The sequence below is a fragment of the Marinilabilia rubra genome (assembly GCF_003121985.1).
Lineage (GTDB): Bacteria > Bacteroidota > Bacteroidia > Bacteroidales > Marinilabiliaceae > Marinilabilia > Marinilabilia rubra.
In genome coordinates this window covers 238,589-257,026 of sequence record NZ_QEWP01000002.1, presented here as the reverse complement: position 1 = coordinate 257,026, position 18,438 = coordinate 238,589, and the positions used below count along the sequence as shown (strand labels likewise).

Genomic DNA, 18,438 nt, shown 5'->3' with positions numbered 1-18,438 from the left:
ATTCGTTTAATAAACCCTAAGTCTATGAAGAAAAGACAACTTATTTTACTTATTTTGTTTATTGGGCTTGGGCTTTCGTTGAAGGCCCAGAACCAGTATCAATTTAACCATTATATCGCCAATCAGGGACTTTTAAATCCAGCTTACAATGGCACCCGCGATATCATTAGTGGTTTATTGATACATCGCAACCAATGGCTTGGAGTCGATGGGGCACCTATGAACCAGGCATTAAATGTTCATGGACCTATAGAAGATACGAACCTGGGTGTTGGTTTATCCATAGTGAATGATCATATTGGATTAAGCAACACTTTAGACGCATTTGCTGCTGCCTCCTATAAGCTGCAGTTAGATCGTGATTCAAGGTTCCTTTCCTTTGGACTTCAATTAGGCGCCAGTTCACTGGTTTATGACGGAACTCAGGCTCAGACTAACGATCCGTCCGATCCTGTTTTTGACAGTAAGGAATCTAAAATCGCTTTTAACGTAGGATTTGGTGCTTATTTTTTCTCAGATACTTACTTTGCAGGGTTTTCTATCCCTAAATTTTTTAGTGATCAGTTTGATGGAGATTCCGAAACATTTAAAAACAACCTCGATCCTAAAAATATGCATATGTACCTGTATGGTGGATATGTATTTGAATTGGAAGATATCCGAATTAAACCAACCTTATTGATGAGACAGGTTTATGGAGCCCCTTTGCAGTTTGACATATCCGGAAATGTTATGTTTATGGATCAATTATGGGTGGGATTATCTTACAGAACCATTTCTGATGTAGTGTTTTTAGGTGAATACATTATCAACGATCAGTTTACTGTTAGGTATTCATTTGATTATCCAATAAGTGAACTAAATCAATTCAATAATTATGGAACGCATGAAATAAGTCTTCAATTTGATTTTTCATTCAATAAAAGACCGGGAATGCGTTCAATCAGATATTTTTAATTATTCCTTCTATACTGAAACCTAGAGAGTATGAAGTCAATTAATATAACCTCATTTATATTGCTCCTTTTTCTGATTTCGAATGTGGCAATGGGTCAAAGCCGACAAGTCAGACGAGGCAATAGTTTCTTTGAGGACGGAGAATATTTTAAGGCCCTTGAAATGTTTGAGGAAGCCCGCGATGCGGGAGAAGACCTCAGCGTTCAAACACGTATCAGGATAGCGAACTGTTATTATGAATTGAATAACATTGACGAGGCCTTTAACCTCTTTATGGAGCTGGAAGACAACCTTAAAGGTCAGGATTTATTCACTTATGCTTCCGCTACTCACGGTTTTGGCTTTTATCAGGGAGCCATTGATCTTTACAATGAATGCCTTGACAAAGGCATTGGTAACCCTGCGCAGATTCGTGAGTTGATAAGATCTTGTGAATGGGCACTGGAGAATGACAGTTTTGTTACTGATTTTCTTGTTAACCCTTCTGAACTGCTTACTTTTGGTCAGTCTTTTGGAATTCAATACTACAAAAATGGAGTTGTCTATTCCTCCTCATCCGGTGATAGTGACGAAGTAGACCGATACGGGAAGGAATTTTTGAATTTATACTATTCACCTATTCAGGATGGCGAAATTCAGGATCAACGGTTGCTTTCAGAAAATCTGGTTTTTGATTATCACGTCGGAGCTATTGCTTTTACCTCAGATGAGAAAATCATGTATTATACCCGGGCAGTTAGAGTTAGAGGGGGGGGGAGCAGAATTAAGATCTTTCAGGTTACTTATGATGGATCTGAGTGGGGTAATGAAGAGGAATTAAGTATTAATAGTGATAATTATGACTGCGCCTATCCGGCGGTCACTCCCGATGACAAATACCTTCTATTCTCTTCCAATATGAAAGGCGGACACGGTGGTACGGATCTTTATATTGTTGAGCGAAGACCTAATGGCCGTTTTGGTCAACCTCAAAACCTCGGGTCCAGAATTAATACATTTGGCGAAGAACGGTTCCCATTTGTAAGTGATACTTATGATCTTTATTTTGCCAGTGACGGGCATCTGGGTTTTGGTGGACTGGATGTTTTTAAAGCTATTCATCAGGGAGGAACTTCATGGAGTGATGTAGAGAACATGATGAAACCTTTTAACTCTAATAAGGATGATTTTGGATACGTTATTGACCCAAATGATCCGGAACAAGGTTTCTTATCCTCCAATCGTATCGGAAACGGTGGAACTGATGTTATTTTCTATGTTGAACCCAGGAGCGATGAAGAAACCGAAGAAGGTTCATCAGAAGAGTCTGAGATGGCTCCTATGGGCGGCTTGCTTTATGATGAAACCGGCCAGGTGGTTGTTCAGGAAAAGGAACAGACTGAACCGGATTCTGAACCCGAACCAGAGGTTGATTTATCACAGTTTCCTGATGCATTTTCTACAGTGGTTAATAGTACCTTTAATGGAACCCCCATTGAAAATGCAAGAATCGTTGTCAAAGATAATAGCAATGGACAAATCGTTGTTCAGGGAACAACGGGCCGAAATGGTAAGATTCATTTGATTATTCCTGATGAGTATCGTAAAGAGGGCCAGACTTTTGAAATTTCCATTAACAAAGGAGATGATTTTAAAGGAAAGAGCATGATCGTTGATATTATGGAACTTGAGCAAATTTCTCAAAACGGGGTAGCTCTGACACCTGTCTTTGATGATGTGGTATTGGATGATATAGGAACAATGGTCATTCCATATCGGGGTGAAACCATTACGGATGAAGGAAGAAAAATATTGGATAAATTGGCTGTTTATCTGAATAATAATCCCAATGTTGTTGTAAAATTGAACGCCCATACCGAAGCTCGTGGAAATAAATATAATAACCTGCTGACTTCTCAGAAAGTAGCCGAGAAGGCTGAAGAATTTTTAATGACCAAAGGTATTGATGGTCAAAATATGATTCCCAGGGGATATGGAGAGCGCTATCTTGTCAATAACTGCCAACGTGGTAAATTATGCGATGAGAATAAACATATGGAAAACAGACGTATTGAAGTTGTTGTGTGGAAGATGTTGAATCAGTAGAAATCCACCCTTACTTAAAATATAGACTCAAAAGCAATGAAGAAAATTATAAAATATTCTTTATTAGGTGCTATTGTAATTACACAATCGTTGTTATTTGATGCAATTGCTGATAAATTAGCCCATCTGCGAACGACTAAAAAGATTGTTCCCGTGAAGGAAATCACGGCTCCATATTTTGCCATTCAGATATTGGCATTGCAGGAATCACCTCAATTTCCGGGGTACTTTAAGAACATCAATCAAGCCCGGGAGTTTGATTGTGCTGATGGCTATGTAAGATATACCATAGGAGAATTTAGTTCCGCTGAGTCTGCCCGGGAGAAAATCCCGGAAATAAAGGCAAAAGGCTATTCCGAGTGTTTTGTTGTTGATTTAAGAGAATACAACTTAAATGGCAGCAATTACAGAAACGAACAATTTTCCCTGGATGACAATGCATTTTATACGGTGCAACTTGCCGCTTTCAGATATCCGGTTTATGTTAGCCATTTTAAAGAATTCGATGATGTTATGGAATTCTATATGGATGATCGAATTTATCGTTATACCGTCGGAAAATTCAGAGGGGATGAAGCCAAAGAACAACTTGAAAGGATTAAATCCATGGGATATCCTCAAGCGCATTTAGTGCTTTTTGATAAATATTCCTCTTCTCAGATTGAATAATTTTTCTTTACATTTGTATTAACAGCAGGCCGGCTTGTCGCCCAAAGGGGAGGAAAGTCCGGACAACACAGAGCACTGCGCTTCTTAACGGGAAGGTGGCTGTAAAGTCACGAAGGTGTAGCAGAAAATTACCGCCTTTAGAGGTAAGGGTGAAAAGGTGGGGTAAGAGCCCACCGGATCTTGTGGTGACATGAGGTGCCGTACACCCCGCAGGTTGCAAGACCATGTATATCGCGGTACTCATTTGAGTACGGAATGGCTCGTTCCGGTTCTTTTTACAGATGCCGCGAAGGGTAGGTCGCTAAAGGGATTAGGTAACTGGTTCCGCAGATCAATGACAAGCCCCTTTTTATCAGGGACAGAATCCGGCTTACAGGCTTGCTGTTTTTTTACTTTCTGATACTTTTTAGCATGTTGCCACTAATAAATAAAATAAAAGTATTTCTTCTTGAAGATATATGGAGAATGCGGAAGGATGAAATTACCAAAAGTCGTTTTTGGTTAATCCGGTTCCTGCGAATTTCTTCGCTTGCCATTCGTCGCTTTATTATTGATCAGGGGCCAACTAAAGCATCGGCACTTACATTTTTTTCATTGCTCTCGGTTGTACCAATTGCTGCTATGGCTTTTGGGATAGCTAAGGGGTTTGGTTTCCGTGAAACACTGGAGGAGGAGCTTCAAAAGCGTTTAATAGGACATGAAGAGGTTGTTAAGTGGATCCAGGACTTTGCTCTTGAATACCTTGATAATACTAAAGGAGGAATGATCGCCGGGATTTCATTAGTGGTAGTTTTATTTGCCGTTATGCGGCTGATGAATGGCATTGAAGAGTCTTTCAATGATATATGGGATGTTAAACGGTCCCGCTCTTTTATCCGCAAATTCAGCGATTATGTATCCATGATGATGGTGGCAATTGTTCTTTTGGCTACCTCAGGTGGGTTGGTTGTTTTTGTTGCCAACAGTCTTAGGGACATTCAAGTTGTTAGCTTTGCCAGTAGTATTTTAATGTGGGTTGCACCGTACTTAATGATGTGGCTGGTTTTTTCTTTGCTCTTTATGATTATGCCCAATACCAAGGTGAAGCCAATATCTGCTGTTTTTGGGGGTATAATTGCCGGAACTCTCTTTCTTGCGACCCAATATGGGTATATCTATTTTCAGGTTGGGGTATCACGCTACAATGCGATATATGGTAGTTTTGCCGCATTACCACTTTTCCTTATCTGGATGCAGGCAAGTTGGATGATTGTGCTTTTTGGTGCAGAGCTTGCCTTTGCCCATCAAAATGAAAAAAGTTTTGAGTTTGAAGTTGATACCCGCAATATGAGTGTTTATACTCATAAGCTTGTTAGCATTTTAATTGTAAGGGAAGTGGTTAAGGAATTTGAAAAGGGGAAAGCTCATCTTTCCGTATCTGAAATTGCAGAAAGACTACGCTTACCCATTCGTTTGGTTACCGATTTGGTCTATAGTCTTTTTGAAGCCGGAATTCTTGCAGAAGTAGATAACGACAGTAAAGATGACATTATTTTATTGCCTGCCTATGATATCAATAAAATGAACGTTGTAGATGTGATGCATCGCATTGAGCATACCGGGTACTCTGAAACTATTCTTGAAAAAACTGATGAAGCTAACCTTGTAAGAAAGAAAATCGATCACTACGAACAGGTACTCTCTGGTTTACCTGAAAATCAATTGTTAAAAGATTTGTAAAAAAAATACTTGCTGAGGGTGTTGAAATACACGTATTTAGGGGCTCTGGAGAATGCACATTTCATTTGCTGAAAAATTTATAATCACATCAACAAACACTTAAGTTCAAGGCTATTAAACATCACATTCGGATTTCTTTGCACTTGATTATATGAAAATGGCTAATCAAAAGCCTCTATTTACTTTATTGGTTGATGATCTTATGCAACTTTGGAATTAATTCGAGAATCATCCAATAGCCTGATTTTTGTAATCTGTTGAGGGGAGGTTAGAAGCTGTGGATATAAAAATAGTGCCTTTCAGCATTGCGTCATCAATAACCCTATAAGATATAATGAAATCTCCATTACCTCAGAGGCAATGGAGATTCTTTGCTTATTTAAGCCACTCTTCCGGCATCCATGATTGAATCAAATCTTTATTTTCTTTATACCATTTTTTTGCGGCAGCATCATCGTTATTTTCTTCCTCAAACAGAAGCATTAGTTCAGACATTTGCTTCTCGTTGAAATAAAAATTCCCAAGAAACTTTTTGAAACCAGGCCGTTCATCTGTGAAACCTTGTCTGGTGACAATATAACCTTTCTCTGAAGGATAAATTCCTTTAGGGTCTTTCAAGTATTTTAAATCATACTTTGCCCATTTATAGTGAGGTTTCCAACCAGTAACAACGATCCATTTTTCTCTTGCTGCGGCATTTTTTATGCTGGCTACCATCGCCGGACCACTTGATGTTAGCTGATCAAATTCCAGCCCATAAGCTTCAATGGCATGCTCTGTGTCCTTGTAAACGCCGGAACCACTCCCGATGCCTACAATTTCTCCGTTAAATTTTTCCTTATATTCATTGAGTTGTGTAATAGAATCAATCTCCACGTATTTAGGAACAACCAAGCCTGTAGAGGCATAATCCAGGCAAACTCCGACTTTATCTATTTTATCTCCAAATCTCTCCCAGTAATGAGCATGTGTTTGCGGAAGCCAGGCTTCCAGAAATATATCTCCATCGCCCTGGGCCAAAGCGGTAAATACAGGGCCAGGTGATAAAAGCATAGATTTTGCCGGAATTCCAACATCTTCAAGTGCCAGTTCTGTGATTTTAGTCATTGCAACTGTTTCTGCCCAGTTGGCATAATACAGGGTTACTTCCTCCTTTTTTTTATTACAACCTGAGATTAACATGAATGCCAGCGCTGCAAAAACAGTGATAGAGTTTCTACAATTTCTTTTTTTCATAATGATTCGTAATATTTAATTAAAAATTAATGTCATGAATGATGATTAATCTTAAAAGTCCTGGTATTTATAGAAACAGAATTACCAAAGCTTTCCATAAATCAGTAAGTGGTAAAGTATTTTGGCTATTCAAAAAGAAGGCTGCAAAGATATATTTTACTGATTAACTACCAAAACCCTCTATGCGTGTAACTGGTCTTCTGATATTTAATCTTTAAAGAAGGCTAAGTCTGGTTTTATTTCTATTTTTATAAGATAAAACTCTAAAGGCATAAGGTTTGTTAGGTATTTATTAATATGCTTGACTTCTGTATACTATCAAAACCATTAAACTTGTAAGGAAATGAAAAAAAGATTTTTGAAAATATTTGTAGCTATGGCTTTAATTCAGACTATAGCCATTTCATGTGCTACGGTACCTATTACAGGTCGTAAGCAGCTGAATCTATATCCCGAGTCGGATATGGTAGCAATGAGTCTCACTCAATACAACAAGTTTCTGGAGAATAATGAAGTTGCCAAAAATGATTCTCAAAGTGCAATGGTAAAAAGGGTAGGGGAGAAAATTTCTATTGCCGTAGAGAAATATTTTTCCAACCATGGAATGAAAAAGAGATTGGAGCACTTTTATTGGGAATTTAATCTTGTTAAAGATGATACTCCGAATGCCTGGTGTATGCCTGGTGGAAAGGTCGTTATTTATACCGGAATATTACCCATCACCAAAGATGAAACAGGTTTAGCGGTTGTAATGGGACACGAAATAGCCCATGCAGTGGCGCGACACGGAAATGAAAGAATGAGTCAGCAAATGACTGTCCAATTGGGGGGAGCCGCCCTTTCTGTAGCCATTGATGAGAAACCTGAAAAAACTCAAAATATTTTTATGGCTGCCTACGGCCTTGGAAGCCAATTGGGGTACATGTTGCCTTATTCTCGCACGCATGAAAGTGAAGCAGATAAACTTGGCCTTATATTTATGGCAATGGCGGGCTATAATCCTCAAGAATCTGTTGATTTCTGGAAAAGGATGGCTGATCAGGGAGGGCAAAAGCCTCCAGAATTTATGAGTACGCACCCTTCTGATGAGACCAGGATAAATAATTTGAGAGAGTTTATGCCTGAGGCTATGAAATATTACCGGAAGAACTGAAATAAAACAAGAAAACGCTGACAGAATCGGAACTGCCAGCGTTTTTTTTGTGGAATACATTAACAATACTCCGTTGATCTTTTGCAATATGCTTTTAATCAGTTATTTGAAAATCTAGGATTGATTGTGTTAAAATGCCCATTGTCAGCATTTTACGATATCTCTTAAATCTAAAAGTCTAACGATCTATTGCATTAATAGGCAGGTTAAAAATTATTAACGGTAGCACGTATAGCTGCCAGCTTCTCCAACAAGTTTTTTAGATGGTCCAGGTGAAGCATGTTAGCTCCATCACTTTTGGCATTCTGAGGATCGAAATGTGTTTCCAGGAAGATGCCGTCACAACCAACAGCAATACCTGCTTTAGCTACCGTTTCTATTAATTCAGGCTTGCCACCTGTTACGCCCGAAGTTTGATTGGGCTGCTGCAGAGAATGGGTAATATCTAATACAACCGGAACATCCATTTCGCGCATTGTCGGAATGCCTCTGTAATCCACAATTAAATCCTGATAACCAAAAGTTGTTCCGCGATCGGTGACCATTACCTGGTCATTTCCACTATCCTTTACTTTATTGATGGCAAAAATCATAGCTTCAGGAGCCAAAAACTGACCTTTTTTGATGTTGACTAATTTTCCTGTTTTCGCGGCTGCAACCAGAATGTCTGTCTGTCTGCATAAAAAAGCAGGTATTTGTAAAACATCAACATATTCGGCAGCTATTTCTGCTTCCTGCGCAGAATGGATGTCTGTGATGGTGGGAAGATTGAACGTCTCGGAAACCTTCCGAAGGACTTTCAATGCTTTTTCATCCCCAATTCCCGTAAAAGAATCAATGCGTGATCGGTTTGCTTTGCGGTAAGAGCCTTTAAAGACATAGGGGATTTTTAAATCTTCAGTGATTTTAGCTGTTTTTTCCGCAATTTTTAAAGCCATATCTTCTCCTTCAATAGCGCAGGGACCTGCAAAAAGAAAGAATTGGCCACTATCGGAATTTTTTATTTGTGGAATGGTGTTGATTTGCATGATTTTATTTTAAATAATATGTTGTGAATCTGTGTTTTCGTTTTCAAAAGAGGTAGAAGTTCAGGTTTGACAATGTAAGATAATTATATTGCATTTGTTAATTTCAAAAACATCCAGTTATTGGTTGGAAACCTTTCAGTTTCTTAATCTGAATATCTCCTTTATCTAAATTGCCTAAAGCAATGCTATCTTTTCCCTTTCCATAATCTGGTCATTCGCTCTGCTATCTTTAATTCCTGCGGATTATTCTGAGCTGTGAAAAGTGTCTGGTTTTTTACTTGCTCAGGCATATAGTCCTGAATTACAAAGTTGTTCTCATAGCTATGGGCATATTTATAAGCTTTTCCATAATCCATGCTTTTCATTAACTTGGTTGGTGCATTTCTCAAATGCAGGGGAACAGGTAAATTGCCGGTCTTTTTAACGAGTTCCTGGGCCTCATTGATGGCCATATATGCTGAGTTGCTTTTGGGGCTTGTTGCCAGATAAATGGTTACTTCACTCAAAATGATCCGGGCTTCAGGCCATCCCACCATTTTGATGGCCTCAAAACCATTGGTTGCGAGGAGCAGAGCATTTGGGTTGGCCAGCCCAATGTCTTCCGACGCTGAAATGATCAACCTTCTTGCAATAAATTTTGGATCTTCTCCTCCTTCAACCATACGTGCCAGCCAATACACAGCGGCATCAGGGTCACTTCCTCTTATCGACTTAATAAAGGCAGAGATGATGTCATAGTGCATCTCTCCGTTTTTGTCATATTGGGCAGGGTTTTGTTGAAGATGCCGTGTAACATTATCATTTGTGATAATTATCTTTTCATCATCCTTGAAAGAATTGGTTATTAATTCAATGATGTTTAGGAATTTTCTGGCATCACCACCCGCAAAGCGCATAAGTGCTTCCTCCTCTTTTAGCTCAACTTCTCTGTTTTTTAGTACCGGGTCTTCTTTCATTATGCGGTTATACAGAACCATTAAATCTTCTTTGTTAAGAGGTTCTAAGACATAGACCTGGCATCGTGATAAAAGAGGCGATATTACCTCAAATGAGGGGTTCTCAGTTGTGGCACCAACCAGGGTGATAACACCTTCTTCTACAGCACCCAGTAAGCTGTCTTGTTGCGATTTACTGAATCTGTGAATTTCATCAATAAAAAGAATTGGCGAAGCAGCATTGAAGAATCTTGATTTTCTGGCTTTTTCAATGGCTTCTCTTACATCTTTTACCCCCGAGTTGATGGCTGAGAGAACGTAAAAAGGCCTTTCCAGTTGATTGGCGATTATTTTAGCCAAAGTTGTTTTTCCTACTCCCGGCGGGCCCCACAAAATAATGGATGATATTCTTCCTGAAGTGACCATTTGATGCAATACCGCACCCTTACCAACCAAATGCTTTTGGCCAATGTATTGATCAAGTTCGCGGGGGCGCATGCGTTCTGCCAATGGAGGATATCCACTCATATACAACCTTCAATTTTTTGACAAAGTTAACAACTATGGCTGATAAATTGTTAAACTATTCTTCTCGATTGGGGGTGAAGATGGTTTGTGTTAAAAGAAGTTAATCCCCTTAGGGCTAAGATAACATATGGCTGTTTTTAGTATATGGTTGTAACTGTTATTAAACATCTTAAATAATGATAAAAAGCAGTTGAAATCGGGCTAAATCTGCTAATTTTGCAGTAAATTAAAATAAAAATCAACTTCCTATGGATTTTCTTGAAAAACTCAAAAAAAAAGCTGCTGATAATAAAAAACGCATTGTGCTTCCCGAAGGTGTTGAGGAGCGCACACTTAGAGCTGCAGATGTGATTTTAGAAGAAGGTTTTGCAGATATTATCCTGATTGGCAATCCGGATGAAATTGCCGATGAAAGTCGTCGACATGTTTTAAAAAATATTTCAAAGGCGACAATCGTAGATCCGAAGAATCATGAGAAGAAAGAAGCTTATACCGATCTTCTGCACGATATCCGCAAGCATAAAGGCATGAGCCGTGAGCAGGCTGCCGAGTTGGTTGAAAATCCTCTTTATCTTTCCGTTTTGATGATTAAAAACGGCGATGCCGATGGAGAAGTTGCCGGAGCTGATAATGCTACCGGGGATGTTTTGCGCCCGGCTTTTCAGATTGTGAAAACTGAACCTGGTATCAGCGTTGTTTCAGGTGCCTTTATCATGGCGCTTAAAGACAAGGAGTTTGGCGAGGATGGCATTATCGTTTTTGCTGATGGAGCAGTGCATCCCAATCCAACAACCGAAGAACTTGCTGAAATAGCTGTTTCTACCGGCCAGACTACCCGTAAAATTTTGGGAATAGAACCTCGCGTTGCCATGCTGAGCTTTTCCACCAAGGGATCTGCTAAACATGAGATGGTAGACAAAGTGGTAAATGCCACTAAACTTGCCAAAGAGAAGGATCCTGACCTTAAAATTGATGGAGAATTGCAGGTGGATGCTGCAATTATTCCTGAGATTGCGTCCAAGAAAGCACCCGACAGCCAAATCGCCGGTCATGCCAATGTGTTTATTTTTCCCACTTTGGAAACAGGAAACATTGCATATAAATTGGTTCAGAGGCTTGCTCATGCCGAAGCTATTGGTCCCGTCTTGCAGGGCATGGCAGCTCCAATAAATGATTTGTCGCGCGGTTGTTCTGTTAGCGATATAGTAGGTTTGGTTGCTATTACAGCTAATCAGGCTATTGGATAATATTTTAATGGCCGGGTTTTCCGGCTTTTTTTGTACAATAAAATTCCCTGAGCAGCCCGTCATAGCATCAGAAAGAAAAATTGAATTTTATTTGAATCAGGTTGTTGTTTGAAACTTGATTGTAGTTTAGAGAAAAACAAAACATAAATATAAAATGGCAGAAATTGTTGTTGAACCTATTGAAAGATACGCACTAAGTGCTAAAAACCGCGTAAAAACGCTATTTTCCAGAATTGGGGTTGTAGGATGTGGTAACGAAGGACAGAACATTGTTCGTATTGCGGCATGGCATGGCATAGAAGTGGTTTTTATTGAACTCAGTGAAGAAAAGATCCAGAATTCTTTGGATAATATCAGCAGAGAACTCGATAACCGGATTGAAAGCTGGGGACTTACTCCCGGTGAGAAAAGGGCTATCATGGGCCGTATAAAAGGATCACTTGACTTTAAAGATCTTGCTGGTTGTGATTTTGTAATTGAGGCTGTCAGGGCCGATGAAAAGACAGGTGTCAGAAGTATTGATGCTCGTAAAGATGTGTTTAACAAGATTGAGCAGGTGGTAGATCGAGAAGCCATTATTGCTACTAATGCCACAACTATTATCATTACTGAACTTGCCAGTGAGTTACAATATCCCGATCGTTGTGTCAGCCTTCACTTTTTCGTTACCTCTCCAGAGGCTCGCATTATTGAAGTTGTTAAAGGACTTTATACCACAGAAGATGTTTATAAAAAAGTTTGCACCTTCGTTAAACTGATTAACCGTGAGGTTATCCCTGTTGAAGAGAGTGCCGGCCTTGTGAGCATTCGTCTTTTTGTAACCCTTTTGAATGAGGCTTGCGAGGCATTGATGGAGGGGGTTGCAACTGCTGAAAATATCGATAAAACCACCATTATCGGTATGGGAATGCGTTTCGGACCATTTCAGATGGCTGATATTGTTGGACTCAATAAAGTTGAAAAGTGGATGGAAAATCTGTATGAAGAATTTGGTGGTCCTAAATACAAACCTTCGCCGCTCATAAAAAGACTTGTTCGTGCTAAGCGTTTAGGTGTTTCTACCGGACATGGCTTCTTTAAATATGATGCAAACGGGGATAAGATAAGTGAAAGTTCTTCGAAAGAAGCGTAATGATTTTTTTCAAAAATAAGTTGATGCTGCCATTTATAGTTGCAGCTTAAAACAATAATATACTTATGAAAATTTTAGTACTTAATTGCGGTAGCTCGTCAATTAAATATCAGTTGTTTAGTATGGTCGACTCCGAATGGGATGTATTGGCCAAAGGTGGTGTTGAAAAAGTCGGTCTCAAAGGCTCTTTTTTAAAGCATGAGAAACCATCAGGTGAGAAAGTATTACTTGAAGGGGAAATTCTCGATCATCAAACCGGAATTGATTATATTCTTGGCGTTTTGAACAGTGAACGTCATGGTTGTCTCAAAGATTTGAATGAGATTGATGCAGTAGGTCACCGTGTGGTTCATGGTGGTGAAATGTTTAACTCCAGTGTGTTTATCACCGATGAAGTGATTAAGAATATGGAGGAATGCATTGATCTTGCTCCATTGCATAATCCCCCTAATTTGAAAGGTATTGGTGCTATTTCTTCACTTTTACCTGATGTTCCCCAGGTTGGTGTTTTTGATACTGCTTTCCACCAAACCATGCCAAAACATGCCTACATGTATGGTTTACCTCAGGCATTGTATAAAAAATATGGTATCCGCCGATATGGTTTTCATGGTACAAGCCACAGGTTTGTTACTGGTCGGGCCTGTGAAATTTTGGACAGGGATTACAATACTCAGCGAATTATTAGCTGTCACCTTGGTAATGGTGCCTCAGTTGCTGCCATTAAAAACGGGAAATCAGTCGATACTTCCATGGGATTTACGCCAATCGAAGGCCTTATGATGGGAACCCGTTGTGGCGACCTTGATGTTGGTGCAGTGACTTACATTATGGACAAAGAAACCATCGGTACAAGATCTGCCTCTACACTCTTCAATAAGCACAGTGGAATGTTAGGAATTACCGGTATTTCATCGGACATGAGGGAGATTGAAGAAGCCGCTGATAAGGGTGATGACAATGCCATGCTGGGGATGAAAATGTATGACTATCGTATTAAGAAATACATCGGTGCATATGCAGCTGCCATGGGAGGTGTTGATATCCTGATTTTCACAGGAGGAATAGGTGAAAATGGTGATGTTACGCGTAAAGGTGTTTGTGAAGATCTGGAATTTCTGGGTATTGAGATTAATCACTCCAAAAATGACAATCTCAGAGGTAAGGAGATGGACATCAGTACTTCCGGAAGCAAAGTAAGGGTGATGGTAGTTCCTACAAATGAGGAATTAGTGATTGCTCAGGATACAAAGGGTATTGTTGAAGGTTTAGCCAATCTTTAATATTTGGTTGCCTGGTACGTAGATTTTATTCGACAAAAATATTTTAACACAAGCAGGTATGTTTAAACACCTTTCGGATCTTCAAACTTTGATAGATCCTGCCAGACCACCTAAAAAACTGGTTTTGGCAGTCTCACAGGATATTTTTTCTCTTAATGCTCTTCATAAAGCCTTTAAAGCGGGTTTTGTTCAGCCCATTCTGATTGGGGACAGAGAGGAAACCTTCAGCATAATCAATGAGAAAGGTTACGATTTTGATGGGGTTAAATTCATTGATGAGAAAAATCCTGAAAAGTGTGTCGAAATAGCCGTCAGAATGGTTAATGACGGAGAGGCAGACATCTTGATGAAAGGCAAAGTGCCTACACCTGTTTTGTTGAAAGGAGTTTTAAATAAAGAATGGGGGTTGCGTACCGGGCAATTATTGTCACACTTTGCATATTTTGAGGTGGCCACTTACCATAAACTAATTGCCGTCACTGATGTGGCCATGAATATTGCACCTAACCTCAAAGATAAGATCGGGATTCTTAATAACTCGGTAAAATATCTCAATACCCTTGGGATTGAAAAGCCCAAGGTTGCTGTTTTAGGTGCTATTGAAATGGTCAATGAAAGTATGCAGGCTACTACAGATGCGGCTCTCCTTAGTAAAATGAATCAGCGCGACCAGATAAAAAACTGTCTTGTGGATGGTCCTTTGGCATTTGACAATGCTGTAAGTTTTGAAAGTGCTCACCACAAAAACATAAAAAGTGAAGTGGCTGGTGATACTGATTTGCTTTTAATGCCTGATATTGAGGTGGGTAATGTGCTTTATAAAAGCCTGGTATTTTTTGCCAATGCTAAAGTTGCTTCTGTTATTTTGGGTGCATCTGCACCTATCGTGCTGACTTCACGAAGTGATACTGAAGAAAGTAAATTTAACAGCATTTTACTGGCGGCTCTGGCTTAATGTAATTTGCAGGGTATTGCCGGTTTTTGTTAATCAGCTTTGTTAGGTCTATAGATCCATATAATAAGTCAAATCCAAACAAAAAATCTATCTACGAATGGACAAGTTTAGAATTCTTGTAATTAATCCCGGTTCAACTTCGACCAAAATTGCAGTTTATGAGAATATTAAATCAATTCTCCTAAAAACACTACGGCACTCCTCAGAAGAAATTTCAAGGTTTCCGGATATTCCCAGCCAGTATGAGTTTCGCAAAGAAGCTATTTTAAATGAACTGATGGCCGCCGATATTGAAATCGATAAGATTAACGCAGTGGTTGGTCGAGGTGGACTTCTCAGGCCCATCCCATCAGGGGTTTATGAAGTCAATGAAAATATGAAAAACGACCTGAAAAACCGGAGTGGTAAGCAGCAGCATGCCAGTAATCTGGGAGGACTAATTGCAGATGATATTGCCCGGAGTTTGCCTGATGCAAGGGCTTTTATTGCAGATCCTGTAGTTGTAGATGAACTTCAGGATGTCGCCAGAATTACCGGTCACCCCGATTTGCCACGGCAATCAATTTTTCATGCCTTGAATCAAAAAGCGGTTGCCCGTAACTATGCTCGCTCTGCTGAAAAGAAATATGAGGACTTGAATCTTATTGTAGCGCATTTGGGAGGCGGTATCTCCGTTGGAACTCATAAGAAAGGGAATGTGATAGACGTAAACAATGCACTGGATGGATACGGACCGTTTTCGCCCGAAAGAGCCGGAACTCTGCCATCCGGAGGTCTCGTGGACATGTGTTTTAGCGGCAGATACACCCACGATGAGATGCGAAAAATGGTGACCGGTAAAGGTGGCTTGATGGCACATCTGGGTACCAATCAGGCGCATGAAGTGGAGGAAATGGCGCTTAAGGGAGATAAAAAGGCAGATCTTGTTTTACATGCCATGGCTTATCAGGTAGGTAAAACGATTGGAGGTTGTCTGGCAGTTCTGCAGGGTGAAGTGGATGCGGTATTAATCACTGGCGGAATGGCTCAGAATAACACAGTAGTAGGTTATATTCGTCGGTATGTCGACTGGATTGGTAATATAAAAATATATCCTGGGGAAGATGAAATGTCAGCTCTTGCCATGAATGCTTTGGAGGTATTAAGTGGAGAGAGGGAATGCAAAGTATATTGAACCGAAATGAAAACTTTTTTGCATAAATAGGGTTATCCTGCCATAATTTGTTTTATCGCGGGGTAACTTTTTTATGCTTTTCCGTTTTTTACTAAGGCAATTTAACTGATATTGAATGAACAGGCTTTTCTTTTTTGCAATTTTTATTTGTTTCGGTCTTGAGGTTTCAGGGCAGATTGGGCACGGAGGTATACCCTCGGGTTTACAAGGGCAATATAATAGTCTGATCATGACTGAAAAGGGCAGAGTAGATTTTGCCCCGCCTCCGGCTTCGGTAATTGCCGAGAATAGTTATCGTGATGAAAAAGGAAGGCCACTTCAGTTTGCTTTTCCTAATTTTGTAAAACTCTCACCCCATAATTCAGGCGAAACGACAGTCATGGACGATGGAAGGCTTCTGTGGCAGCTTAGGATTAAATCTGAAGGAGCTTATTCCATAAATCTGATATTTGATGAATTCTTTCTTTCCCGCGGTGACTCGGTCTTTATTTACAATCCTTCCGGTGACTTTGTTATAGGTGCCCTTACACACCAAAACAATAAGAAGTGGGGTGGACTTGCGACTGCTCCTGTGCCAGGAGATGAAGTGATTGTTGAGTGGCGTGGAACAAATTCTTTGCGTGAGGGGACCCGTATTATGATAGGTGCTGTGAATCATGATTATCTCAATATTTACAAATATCTGAATGCGGGAATAGGGGAGTTTGGAGCCAGTGGATCATGTCATTCAGATTTAACATGCTCCGAAAATGGCACTTATGTCCTGAATGGAAGATCAGTTTGCCAGGTAATTGTGGGAGGTACAGAGTATTGTTCCGGTACCCTTATGAATAACAGTAACAATGATGGAATTCCTTATGTCTTAACCGCAGGACATTGCTTGGGATCTCAACTGTCGCCGGAATCTGTTGTATTCATCTTTAACTATGAGGTTCCATCTTGTCAAACCCAAATACAGGGTTCAATGTCACAAAGTATTTCCGGGTCTTATTTGCGTGCTTTTGCAGACCAACTGGACTTTGCTCTTCTTGAAATGTCAGATTATCCACCGGAGTATTTCCGTGCTTATTATTCGGGATGGGATATAAATGAAACGCATTCCTCTATTGCACATTCTATTCATCACCCCAGTGGCGATGTCAAAAAACTGGCGGTATCTCTTTCTAATCCGGAAAATGCAACTTTTAATGCCAATTCAGTATTTGGAAATTCATTTGAGCCCAATTCACATTGGCGTATAGCTGAATGGAATGAGGGAACCACTGAAGGAGGCTCGTCGGGATGCGGACTGTTTGATGAAGATGGCCAAACAATCGGTTTGTTATCCGGCGGTTCTGCCACATGCAGTAATCCGGTTAATGATTACTTTGTGCGGTTAAATAAGATATGGGATTTTTTGCCATATGATACTGCCAGGGTCGATGTTTGGCTAAACCCTTCCGGTGATGGGCGTTCCATCCAGGCAGGTTACGATCCAAACAATGCCACCTTATTACGGTTTTCCCATTTCCCGAATGGCGGTATTCCTCAATTGGTTTCTGTAAATGGGGGATATGGGAAATATACCGGTCCAAATTCTCTCCAAATTACAGATGTTGCTGAAAGATATAATGAATTAGCTTCGGGAGTGATTTATGGTGTTTTTTTAATGCCGGGAGAAAATATTGTTAACGGAAGTGGCCACGTGACTATCAAAATATGGTCAGGTGTTGATAGTCCCCAGCTTCTTATTGAAGAGAAATCAGGTGTCGTAATTCAGGGAAGTACCGATAAGGAAGTCCTGGTCTTGTTTGATGAACCGGTAAGGTTTTCGGGTCCGTTTTTTGTTGGTTACGAAATAGATAATACAGCTCCTGTGGATGACTTTGCGGTTTATCAGGCACCAATTTCGGAGGGTGATAATTCATTGTTCTTAAATGATCCTGCTACAGGTTGGCAGAGTTATGAAGACTTGACTGGCAATGGTTCCGCTATTTTATGGATGGAACCCCTTGTTGGAGAAATCGTTTTCACCGATTCAAGTGACATCGATTTTTCTTCTTTAGAACTGGTTTTGGGGCCCAATCCAGTATCTAATTTAATCAATTTTCGTTATCACCGGGATGGGGAAGGACTCGTTTCAGTTTTCGATCTTGCCGGGCGCAAAATATTTTCAAGCTACGTTGGAATCTTTAACAACAGAGGCGTACTTGAATTTGAGCATTCTTTGATGCGCGGGGTTTACTTTCTTCAGCTTGAAATCGAAGGCGAGAAAGTTGTGAAGAAGTTTATTTGGTAAGCCAACAGGAGCGTTTTTGTGGTGATCTTTTGAAAAGGACTCCAAGTGTCAAGTCAAGT

At 40.0% G+C, this 18,438-nt stretch carries 14 protein-coding genes and 1 other RNA gene; 12 read left to right on the top strand and 3 right to left on the bottom strand.

Features of this window, described 5'->3' with window-relative positions; all coding sequences use genetic code 11:
- Positions 1-24: 24 nt before the first annotated feature.
- The 5 genes from DDZ16_RS03875 to DDZ16_RS03855 all read left to right on the top strand — a co-directional run bounded on the left by DDZ16_RS03875 (position 25) and on the right by DDZ16_RS03855 (position 5,430).
- Positions 25-957 carry a PorP/SprF family type IX secretion system membrane protein gene (locus DDZ16_RS03875; RefSeq protein ID WP_109263114.1) on the top strand — a complete coding sequence of 311 codons (933 nt, stop codon included), beginning with the start codon at positions 25-27 and terminating at the stop codon, positions 955-957.
- Positions 958-987: 30 nt separating this feature from the next.
- Positions 988-3,042, top strand: coding sequence for an OmpA family protein (locus DDZ16_RS03870; protein ID WP_109263113.1), 2,055 nt, complete (start codon positions 988-990; stop codon positions 3,040-3,042).
- A gap of 36 nt (positions 3,043-3,078) precedes the next feature.
- Complete coding sequence (locus DDZ16_RS03865; protein ID WP_109263112.1) at positions 3,079-3,711, top strand: hypothetical protein; 633 nt, start codon at positions 3,079-3,081, stop codon at positions 3,709-3,711.
- A gap of 21 nt (positions 3,712-3,732) precedes the next feature.
- Positions 3,733-4,100: RNase P RNA component class A (gene rnpB / locus DDZ16_RS03860), an RNA gene on the top strand.
- Between the two features lie 22 nt (positions 4,101-4,122).
- Positions 4,123-5,430, top strand: a complete 1,308-nt coding sequence (locus DDZ16_RS03855; protein ID WP_109263111.1) for a YhjD/YihY/BrkB family envelope integrity protein — start codon at positions 4,123-4,125, stop codon at positions 5,428-5,430.
- A 375-nt stretch (positions 5,431-5,805) separates the two neighbouring features.
- Here DDZ16_RS03855 and DDZ16_RS03850 read toward each other — a convergent pair whose 3' ends face one another.
- On the bottom strand, positions 5,806-6,666 hold the full coding sequence (locus tag DDZ16_RS03850) for a glycine betaine ABC transporter substrate-binding protein (RefSeq protein WP_109263110.1): 861 nt from the start codon (positions 6,664-6,666) through the stop codon (positions 5,806-5,808).
- A gap of 343 nt (positions 6,667-7,009) precedes the next feature.
- Here DDZ16_RS03850 and DDZ16_RS03845 point away from each other — a divergent pair, with 343 nt between their 5' ends.
- Positions 7,010-7,819 carry a M48 family metallopeptidase gene (locus tag DDZ16_RS03845; RefSeq protein WP_109263109.1) on the top strand — a complete coding sequence of 270 codons (810 nt, stop codon included), beginning with the start codon at positions 7,010-7,012 and terminating at the stop codon, positions 7,817-7,819.
- A 206-nt stretch (positions 7,820-8,025) separates the two neighbouring features.
- Here DDZ16_RS03845 and kdsA read toward each other — a convergent pair whose 3' ends face one another.
- The gene (gene kdsA / locus DDZ16_RS03840) at positions 8,026-8,847 is read right to left on the bottom strand and encodes a 3-deoxy-8-phosphooctulonate synthase (protein ID WP_109263108.1); all 822 of its coding nucleotides are present in this window, start codon (positions 8,845-8,847) and stop codon (positions 8,026-8,028) included.
- Positions 8,848-9,032: 185 nt separating this feature from the next.
- Positions 9,033-10,310 carry a replication-associated recombination protein A gene (locus DDZ16_RS03835; RefSeq protein ID WP_109263107.1) on the bottom strand — a complete coding sequence of 426 codons (1,278 nt, stop codon included), beginning with the start codon at positions 10,308-10,310 and terminating at the stop codon, positions 9,033-9,035.
- 248 nt (positions 10,311-10,558) lie between these two features.
- Between DDZ16_RS03835 and pta the strand changes: the two genes are divergently transcribed.
- The 6 genes from pta (at position 10,559) to DDZ16_RS03805 (ending at position 18,379) form a co-directional block, all read left to right on the top strand.
- Positions 10,559-11,557: a phosphate acetyltransferase gene (gene pta, locus DDZ16_RS03830; RefSeq protein WP_109263106.1), complete on the top strand. Its 999-nt coding sequence runs from the start codon at positions 10,559-10,561 to the stop codon at positions 11,555-11,557.
- A 154-nt stretch (positions 11,558-11,711) separates the two neighbouring features.
- Positions 11,712-12,689, top strand: a complete 978-nt coding sequence (locus DDZ16_RS03825; protein WP_109263105.1) for a 3-hydroxyacyl-CoA dehydrogenase family protein — start codon at positions 11,712-11,714, stop codon at positions 12,687-12,689.
- A gap of 65 nt (positions 12,690-12,754) precedes the next feature.
- A complete protein-coding gene (locus DDZ16_RS03820; RefSeq protein ID WP_109263104.1) occupies positions 12,755-13,972 on the top strand; it encodes an acetate/propionate family kinase in 1,218 nt (405 codons plus the stop codon).
- Between the two features lie 58 nt (positions 13,973-14,030).
- A complete protein-coding gene (locus tag DDZ16_RS03815; RefSeq protein ID WP_109263103.1) occupies positions 14,031-14,927 on the top strand; it encodes a bifunctional enoyl-CoA hydratase/phosphate acetyltransferase in 897 nt (298 codons plus the stop codon).
- A 97-nt stretch (positions 14,928-15,024) separates the two neighbouring features.
- Positions 15,025-16,101: a butyrate kinase gene (gene buk, locus DDZ16_RS03810; protein ID WP_109263102.1), complete on the top strand. Its 1,077-nt coding sequence runs from the start codon at positions 15,025-15,027 to the stop codon at positions 16,099-16,101.
- A gap of 229 nt (positions 16,102-16,330) precedes the next feature.
- A complete protein-coding gene (locus DDZ16_RS03805; RefSeq protein WP_232526544.1) occupies positions 16,331-18,379 on the top strand; it encodes a T9SS type A sorting domain-containing protein in 2,049 nt (682 codons plus the stop codon).
- The last annotated feature ends 59 nt before the right edge of the window (positions 18,380-18,438 follow it).

Excerpts from the sequence above, each read along its gene's own strand:
- DDZ16_RS03875 (WP_109263114.1), top strand. The coding sequence starts at position 25 with ATGAAGAAAAGACAACTTATTTTACTTATTTTGTTTATTGGGCTTGGG.
- DDZ16_RS03870 (WP_109263113.1), top strand. The coding sequence starts at position 988 with ATGAAGTCAATTAATATAACCTCATTTATATTGCTCCTTTTTCTGATT.
- DDZ16_RS03865 (WP_109263112.1), top strand. The coding sequence starts at position 3,079 with ATGAAGAAAATTATAAAATATTCTTTATTAGGTGCTATTGTAATTACA.
- DDZ16_RS03855 (WP_109263111.1), top strand. The coding sequence starts at position 4,123 with ATGTTGCCACTAATAAATAAAATAAAAGTATTTCTTCTTGAAGATATA.
- DDZ16_RS03850 (WP_109263110.1), bottom strand. The coding sequence starts at position 6,666 with ATGAAAAAAAGAAATTGTAGAAACTCTATCACTGTTTTTGCAGCGCTG.
- DDZ16_RS03845 (WP_109263109.1), top strand. The coding sequence starts at position 7,010 with ATGAAAAAAAGATTTTTGAAAATATTTGTAGCTATGGCTTTAATTCAG.
- kdsA (WP_109263108.1), bottom strand. The coding sequence starts at position 8,847 with ATGCAAATCAACACCATTCCACAAATAAAAAATTCCGATAGTGGCCAA.
- DDZ16_RS03835 (WP_109263107.1), bottom strand. The coding sequence starts at position 10,310 with ATGAGTGGATATCCTCCATTGGCAGAACGCATGCGCCCCCGCGAACTT.
- pta (WP_109263106.1), top strand. The coding sequence starts at position 10,559 with ATGGATTTTCTTGAAAAACTCAAAAAAAAAGCTGCTGATAATAAAAAA.
- DDZ16_RS03825 (WP_109263105.1), top strand. The coding sequence starts at position 11,712 with ATGGCAGAAATTGTTGTTGAACCTATTGAAAGATACGCACTAAGTGCT.
- DDZ16_RS03820 (WP_109263104.1), top strand. The coding sequence starts at position 12,755 with ATGAAAATTTTAGTACTTAATTGCGGTAGCTCGTCAATTAAATATCAG.
- DDZ16_RS03815 (WP_109263103.1), top strand. The coding sequence starts at position 14,031 with ATGTTTAAACACCTTTCGGATCTTCAAACTTTGATAGATCCTGCCAGA.
- buk (WP_109263102.1), top strand. The coding sequence starts at position 15,025 with ATGGACAAGTTTAGAATTCTTGTAATTAATCCCGGTTCAACTTCGACC.
- DDZ16_RS03805 (WP_232526544.1), top strand. The coding sequence starts at position 16,331 with ATGACTGAAAAGGGCAGAGTAGATTTTGCCCCGCCTCCGGCTTCGGTA.